This window comes from Caenispirillum bisanense (assembly GCF_039523075.1).
GTDB lineage: Bacteria > Pseudomonadota > Alphaproteobacteria > Rhodospirillales > Rhodospirillaceae > Caenispirillum > Caenispirillum bisanense.
On the sequence record NZ_BAAAEP010000095.1, the window covers coordinates 1 to 6,851 of the forward strand.

The window sequence follows — 6,851 nt, forward strand, 5'->3', positions numbered from 1 at the left end:
CGCTGGCGCGGCCTTGGCTCACGCCGCTTCGCGGCGGCGCGCGGTCGCGCTTGCCCCTTCGGGGGTTGGTTGTTTTTCTGGTCCCTCATGCGCCGGGCGCGGCCTCCGGCCGCTTGGCTCACGCCGCTTTGCGGCGGCGCGCGGTCGCGCTTGCCAAGCTGCAATGAGGGTTCTCATTGCAGCTTGGGGTAGGCGCTCGAGGCTGGGCGGTACGCGAGAAGGGGGAGGCCGGCGGGTGTTACGCCGCCACCGCCTCGTCGGCCGGGACGGTGCGGATGAGGTAGTCGAAGGCCGACAGGGCAGCCTTGGAGCCCTCGCCCATGGCGATGACGATCTGCTTGTAGGGCACCGTGGTGGCGTCGCCGGCGGCGAACACGCCCGGCACCGAGGTGCGGCCGGCGGGGTCGATCTCGATCTCGCCGCGCGGGCTCAGGTCCACCGTGCCCTTCAGCCATTCGGTGTTGGGCACCAGGCCGATCTGCACGAAGATGCCTTCCAGCTCCAGCCGGTGCAGGCTGTCGTCGGTGCGGTCCTTGTAGCTGAGGCCGACCACCTTGTTGCCGTCGCCGTGCACTTCGGTCGTCAGGGCCGAGGTGATGACGGTGACGTTGGGCAGGCTGTGCAGCTTGGTCTGCAGCACGGCATCGGCCCGCAGCTTGGTGTCGAACTCGATCAGCGTCACGTGGGCGACGATGCCCGCCAGGTCGATGGCCGCCTCGACGCCGGAGTTGCCGCCGCCTATCACCGCCACGCGCTTGCCCTTGAACAGCGGGCCGTCGCAGTGCGGGCAGTAGGCGACGCCCTTGTTGCGGTATTCCGCCTCGCCGGGGACGTTCATCTGCCGCCAGCGGGCGCCGGTGGACAGCACCACGCTGCGCGCCTTCAGGCTGGCGCCACTGTCCAGCTGCACCTCGATCAGGCCGCCCGGCACCTTGGCCGGCACCAGCTTGACCGCCTTCTGCAGGTTCATGATGTCGACGTCGTAGTCCTTGACGTGCTGTTCCAGCGCCGCCGCCAGCTTGGGGCCTTCGGTGTGCGAGACGGAGATGAAGTTCTCGATCGCCATGGTGTCGAGCACCTGGCCGCCGAACCGTTCCGCCGCCACACCGGTGCGGATGCCCTTGCGGGCGGCGTAGATGGCCGCCGCCGCGCCGGCCGGGCCGCCGCCGATGACCAGCACCTCGAAGGCGTCCTTCTGCCTGATCTTCTCGGCCTCGCGGGCGATGGCGCCGGTGTCGATCTTCGCCAGCACCTGCTCCAGGCTCATGCGGCCCTGGCCGAACGGCTCGCCGTTCAGGAAGATGGTCGGCACCGCCATGATCTTGCGGGCCTCCACTTCATCCTGGAACAGGGCGCCGTCGATGGCGACGTGGGTGATGTTGGGGTTGAGCACGCTCATGAGGTTGAGCGCCTGCACCACGTCGGGGCAGTTCTGGCACGACAGCGAGAAGTAGGTCTCGAAGTGGAACTTGCCCTGCAGCCCCTGCACCTGGGCGATGACGTCCTGGGCGGTCTTGCTGGGGTGGCCGCCCACCTGCAGCAGGGCGAGGATCAGGCTGTTGAATTCATGCCCCATGGGCAGGCCGGCGAAGCGCACGGAAACGTCGGTGCCGGCGCGGGTGATGGCGAAGGACGGCTTGCGGGCGTCATCGTCGCGGCGGACCAGCGTGATCTTGTCCGACAGCGCGGCGATGTCCTGCAGCAGCTCGTTCAGTTCGCGGGACTTCTCGCCGTCGTCGAGGGACGCCACCAGTTCGACCGGCTGCGTGATGTTGTCGAAGTAGGCCTTCAGCTGAGTCTTGATGGTGGTGTCGAGCATGACGAGGTTCCCCTGGGTACTTGTTTGTTCGTTCGGGCGAACCCCCGGACCCGGGCGCCGAGGCGCCGGGTCCGGGCATCCGCAGAGGGTATGACCCTTAGATCTTGCCGACCAGGTCGAGCGAGGGGGCGAGGGTCTTCTCGCCTTCCTTCCACTTCGCCGGGCAGACTTCGCCGGGGTGGGAGGCGACGTACTGGGCGGCCTTCACCTTGCGCAGCAGTTCGAGCGCGTCGCGGCCGATGCCTCCGGCGGTGATCTCGACGATCTGGATCTTGCCGTCGGGGTCGACCACGAAGGTGCCACGGTCGGCCAGGCCGACCTCTTCGATCAGGACTTCGAAGTTGCGGCTGATGGTGCCGGTCGGGTCACCCACCATGGTGTACTGGATCTTGCCGATGGCCGGCGAGGTGTCGTGCCAGGCCTTGTGGGCGAAGTGGGTGTCGGTCGAGACGCTGTAGATCTCGACGCCCAGCTTCTGGAACTCGGCGTAGTTGTCGGCCAGGTCTTCCAGCTCGGTCGGGCAGACGAAGGTGAAGTCGGCCGGGTAGAAGAACACCACCGACCACTTGCCCTTCAGGTCGGCGTCGGAAACCGTGACGAACTGACCGTTCTTGAAAGCCTGGGCCTTGAACGGCTTGATTTCGGTGTTGATCAGGGACATTCGATGTTTCTCCACTCTGCGTTTGGTGTGTGACCTGAGCACGAGACGCATCCTAGGCCCAATGAGCCTAGAAGAAAAATTGGAATTCCAGCCAAATTTAACCGGAAAAACCGATCATATCCCGGCGCGCCAGCTTCTTCAGCAGCGGCCGTCCGGCAGCGGACGTTGCCTCGCCGACAGCAACGGAGTGCCGCCATGCCGCGATCCATCGAGATCACTGTCCCGCCGGACAAGACCCAGCTTCTGATCGACCGCCTGAGCGGGCTGGAGGGGCTGGTGGGGTTGTCCCTGCACCGCGGGGTGTCGTTGCAGCCGCCGGGCGACGTGGTCGGAATCCAGGTCTCCACCGATGCCCTGCAGCAGGTGTTCCGCCATTTCGACGCGCTCGGCCTGCCCAAGGACGGCACCATCGTCACCAGCGAGCCGAGCAGCCTGGTGGCGCCCGGCTACAAGAACGGCATCGATCGCGAGACCAACGAGGCGGCGTGGGAGGAAATCATCTCCCTGCTGCGGCGGGAAACCAACCTGTCGGTCAACTACCTGACGCTGATGGCGCTGGCCGGCGCGGTGGCGGCGGCGGGGCTGTGGACCGACACCCTGCACATCGTCATCGGCGCCATGGTCATCGCGCCGGGGTTCGAGCCGCTGGTGCGCATCCCCCTCGGCCTCATCGGCGGGCCGCGCATCAGCACCCTGCGGGGACTGCTGTCGACGGTGGTCGGCTACGGCTTTCTGGTCATGGGGGCGGTGATCTGCACCCTGGCGCTGCGGCTGCTGGACCCCAATGGACTGGTGGACCTGGCCGCGCGGTCGTGGATCGATTACTGGTCCAGCGTCACGCCGGCCGGCGTCATCGTGTCGCTGTGCGCCGGGGCGGCGGGCACGGCGGTGGTGGCGGCGCAGCGGTCGGTGCTGTCGGCCGGGGTGATGGTGGCGCTTGCGCTGGTGCCGACCATGACCATCGCCGGCATGGCAATCGTCGCCGGCAATCCCCAGATGGCAGCAGGCGGACTGACGCGCTGGGCGGTGGAAGCCGTCTGCGTGCTGGCCGCCAGCACGGTGGTGCTGTGGCTGAAGCAGATCTTCATCCACCGCCGCCATTCCCTGGGGTGACGGGAGAACCGGCCCCGCTTCACTGTCGGGAGGTTCTGCCGCGTGATACCGCTGTCGGTCCTTGATCTGGCGCCGGTGCCGGCCGGCGCCGACGCCGCCCAGGCGTTGCGCAACACCCGCGACCTGGCGCAGCACGCCGAGGCCTGGGGCTATAACCGCTACTGGCTGGCGGAGCACCACAACATGCCGGGCATCGCCAGTTCCGCCACGGCGCTGGTGATTGCCCACGTTGCCGCCGCCACCCGCACCATCCGCGTCGGCTCGGGCGGCGTCATGCTGCCGAACCACGCCCCGCTGGTGATCGCCGAGCAATTCGGCACCCTTGAGGCGCTCTATCCCGGCCGCATCGACCTCGGCCTCGGCCGTGCCCCCGGCACCGACCAGCGCACCGCGCGGGCGCTCCGCCGCGACCTCGGCAACAGCGGCGACAGCTTCCCCGACGATGTGGTGGAGTTGCAGGCGCTGCTCGGGCCGGAGCGGCCGGGTCAGGCGGTGCGGGCGGTGCCGGGCACGGGGTCGCAGGTGCCGCTGTGGCTGCTCGGCTCCAGCCTGTTCAGCGCCCGGCTGGCGGCCATGCTGGGGCTGCCCTTCGCCTTCGCCTCCCACTTCGCGTCCGATGCCATGATGCACGCCGTGCGCCTCTACCGCAGCGAGTTCCGCCCGTCGGAGCAGCTGGCGCGGCCTTACGTCATGCTGGGCGTCAACGTCTTCGCCGCCGACGATGCCGAGGCGGCGCGGCGGCTGTTCACCTCGCTGCAGCAGCAGTTCATCGCCCTGCGCCGCGGCCGCCCCGGCAAGTTGCCGCCGCCGGTGGACGACATCGCCGCCGTCGGCAGCCCGGCGGAGCTGGAGATGGTCGACCACGCGCTGCAATATGCCTTCGTCGGCACGGCGGCGACGGTGCGGCAGGAGCTGGCGGAGTTCGTCGCCGCCACCGGTGCCGACGAGGTGATGGTGACGGCGCAGATCCACGAGCACGCCGCCCGGTTGCACTCGTTCCGACTCCTGGCGGAGGCGTGGCGGCAGGCGTGATCCGCCTGCGCCGCGTTTTCGGAACCGGCGTCGCGGAATGCGCCGCTTACCACCGGGCAGCGCCGGCCCGACGCCTGCGTTTTGTCGACAGCCCGGCGGCTGGCACGGCGGTTGCTGTCTGTCATGGCAGAGACGCACCCGTCGGACCTCCAGCCGGACACCCCGCCATGAGCCTGCCTCCCGTCGACGACACCTACCGCATCGCCCTGCTGCAGACGCTGGCGGATGAGTTCTGGACCCCCGCCGCCGGTCAGGGGGGGCTGATCCTGCAAGCGCTGATGCAGTGCGACTGGGGCACCGTGCGCCGCCAGACCCACACCCTGAAGGGCACCGCCGCCATCCTCGGCGTCGAGCATGTGTCGCTGCTGGCCGCGGCGCTGGAGGCGGCGGCCATGGCGCCGCGGCCGAACCGCAACCGCGCCATCGACCTCGCCGCCGACCTCAGTGCCGCCATGGCCGCGCTGCGGCGCTCCCTGCCTCCGGTGCAGCCGGCGCGGACCCTGGCCCGGCCGGAGGCCATCGCCGCCTGACCGGCGGGCCCTATGCCCTTTTTCCATCTGGTATAATGGCAGTGAGGGCCTATGGTTGCCGTTCGTATAAGCACGAGTGACGCCATGGGTGGGGTTGAGGGGAACAGGCCCCGGCGCGTCCGCGCCGGTGCGGCGGATTGTGTTGTGGCAGCGACGGTCGGCGGGGGCGCCGCCCTTGCCGCCGCCCTTCTGACCGGCAGCATCGCCACCGGCGTCGCCGTGGCGCTGGCGGCAGGGGGCGCCGTGCTGGCGCATCGCCTCGTGCAGCTCCGCCGTCGCCTGACCGAGCAGGCGCATGCCCTGGCGGTGGCCGAGGAAGCGGCGGAGCCCGCCCGCCCCCCCGCCGCCGCCGCGGAACGGGACCGCACCCGCTTCCTCGCCAACATCAGCCACGAAATCCGCACCCCGATGAACGGCATCATCGGCATGTGCTTCCTCGCCCTGCGGACGGACCTGACCGAGACCCAGCGCGATTACCTGACGAAGATCGACGACTCGGCGCAATCGCTGCTGCGGGTCATCAACGACATCCTCGATTTCTCCCGCCTTGAGGCCGGCAGCCTGACCCTGGACGCCGCCCGCGCCGATCCCCGCGCCATCGTCGCCCGCGCCGTCGCCCAGGCGGCGCCGCCCGCCCGCGCCAAGGGCCTGACGGTGACCCTGGAGGCCGACGGCAGCCTGCCGGAGGCGGTGGTGTTCGACACCGTGCGGGTGTCGCAGGTGCTGGCCATCCTGCTGTCCAACGCCGTCAAGTTCACCGCCGCCGGCGGCATCACGGTCGGCCTGACGGCGACGGAGGCGCCCGCCGGCGAGGCGGCGGACGGGGCGCCGGTGCGGCTGCGGCTCACCGTCGCCGATACTGGCATCGGCATGGCGCCGGAGGTGGCGGCGGGGCTGTTCCAGGGCATCCGCCAGGGCGACGAAACCACCACCCGGCGCTACGGCGGCCTCGGCCTCGGGCTGGCGGTGGCACACCGGCTGGTGACCCTCATGGGCGGCACGCTGGCGGTCGACAGCAGCCCCGGCGCCGGCACCCGCATGATCGTCGACCTGCCGGTGGCACCGGCGGGCGCGACCCTGCCGCCGCAGTCTCCAACGGCCGAGGCAGCGGCGGCGGACCCGGTGGCGGCTCCGGCACCGGCGCCGGCACTGGCACCGGGCGAGGTGCCTGCGGTCGCCGCCCCGCGCCCGCTGAAGCGGGCGGCGCAGCGGCGCATCCTGCTGGTCGAGGACAACATGGTGAACCGCGAGGTGGCGCTCGGCTTCCTGGAGGGCGCCGGCGACGAGATCCTCACTGCCGAGGACGGCCGCACCGCGCTCGACATCCTGGCGGCCACCGACACCGCCTTCGACATCATCCTGATGGACGTGCAGATGCCCGGCATGACCGGCATCGAGGCGACGCGCCTGATCCGCGCCCTGCCGGAGTGGCAGGCGGTGCCCATCGTGGCGCTCACCGCCTATGCCGGCGACCGCGAGCGCGAACGCTGCCTTGCCGCCGGCATGAACGACCATCTCGCCAAGCCGTTCCGCGCCGCCGACCTGCGCGCCATGCGCGAGCGCTGGGCGCCGGTCGCCCGCCCGGCCGCCGTCGCTGACGGAATGGCGGCCCCGGCCGCCGCCGGGCCGGGGGTGGACGAGGCGGCGGCGCTGCTGCGCCAGCTGGCGCGGGAACTGGCCGACGGCGACGTCGCCG

6 protein-coding genes are annotated in these 6,851 nt (G+C 70.5%); 4 read left to right on the forward strand and 2 right to left on the reverse strand.

The window, feature by feature from the left end; translation table 11 throughout:
• Window positions 1–238: 238 nt before the first annotated feature.
• Entirely contained in the window at window positions 239–1,819 is a 1,581-nt protein-coding gene (gene ahpF / locus ABD056_RS22190; protein ID WP_343870402.1) for an alkyl hydroperoxide reductase subunit F, read from the reverse strand.
• A gap of 97 nt (window positions 1,820–1,916) precedes the next feature.
• Entirely contained in the window at window positions 1,917–2,480 is a 564-nt protein-coding gene (ahpC, locus tag ABD056_RS22195) for an alkyl hydroperoxide reductase subunit C (RefSeq protein ID WP_343870404.1), read from the reverse strand.
• 195 nt (window positions 2,481–2,675) lie between these two features.
• Between ahpC and ABD056_RS22200 the strand changes: the two genes are divergently transcribed.
• The 4 genes from ABD056_RS22200 to ABD056_RS22215 form a co-directional block, all read left to right on the forward strand.
• Window positions 2,676–3,593: a DUF389 domain-containing protein gene (locus ABD056_RS22200; protein ID WP_343870405.1), complete on the forward strand. Its 918-nt coding sequence runs from the start codon at window positions 2,676–2,678 to the stop codon at window positions 3,591–3,593.
• A 42-nt stretch (window positions 3,594–3,635) separates the two neighbouring features.
• Window positions 3,636–4,625 (forward strand): LLM class flavin-dependent oxidoreductase, encoded by a 990-nt coding sequence (locus tag ABD056_RS22205; RefSeq protein ID WP_343870407.1) that lies wholly within the window; start codon window positions 3,636–3,638, stop codon window positions 4,623–4,625.
• A 167-nt stretch (window positions 4,626–4,792) separates the two neighbouring features.
• On the forward strand, window positions 4,793–5,155 hold the full coding sequence (locus ABD056_RS22210; protein ID WP_343870410.1) for an Hpt domain-containing protein: 363 nt from the start codon (window positions 4,793–4,795) through the stop codon (window positions 5,153–5,155).
• Window positions 5,156–5,299: 144 nt separating this feature from the next.
• The coding region (locus ABD056_RS22215; RefSeq protein WP_343870412.1) for a response regulator at window positions 5,300–6,851 on the forward strand (1,552 nt) is incomplete at its 3' end.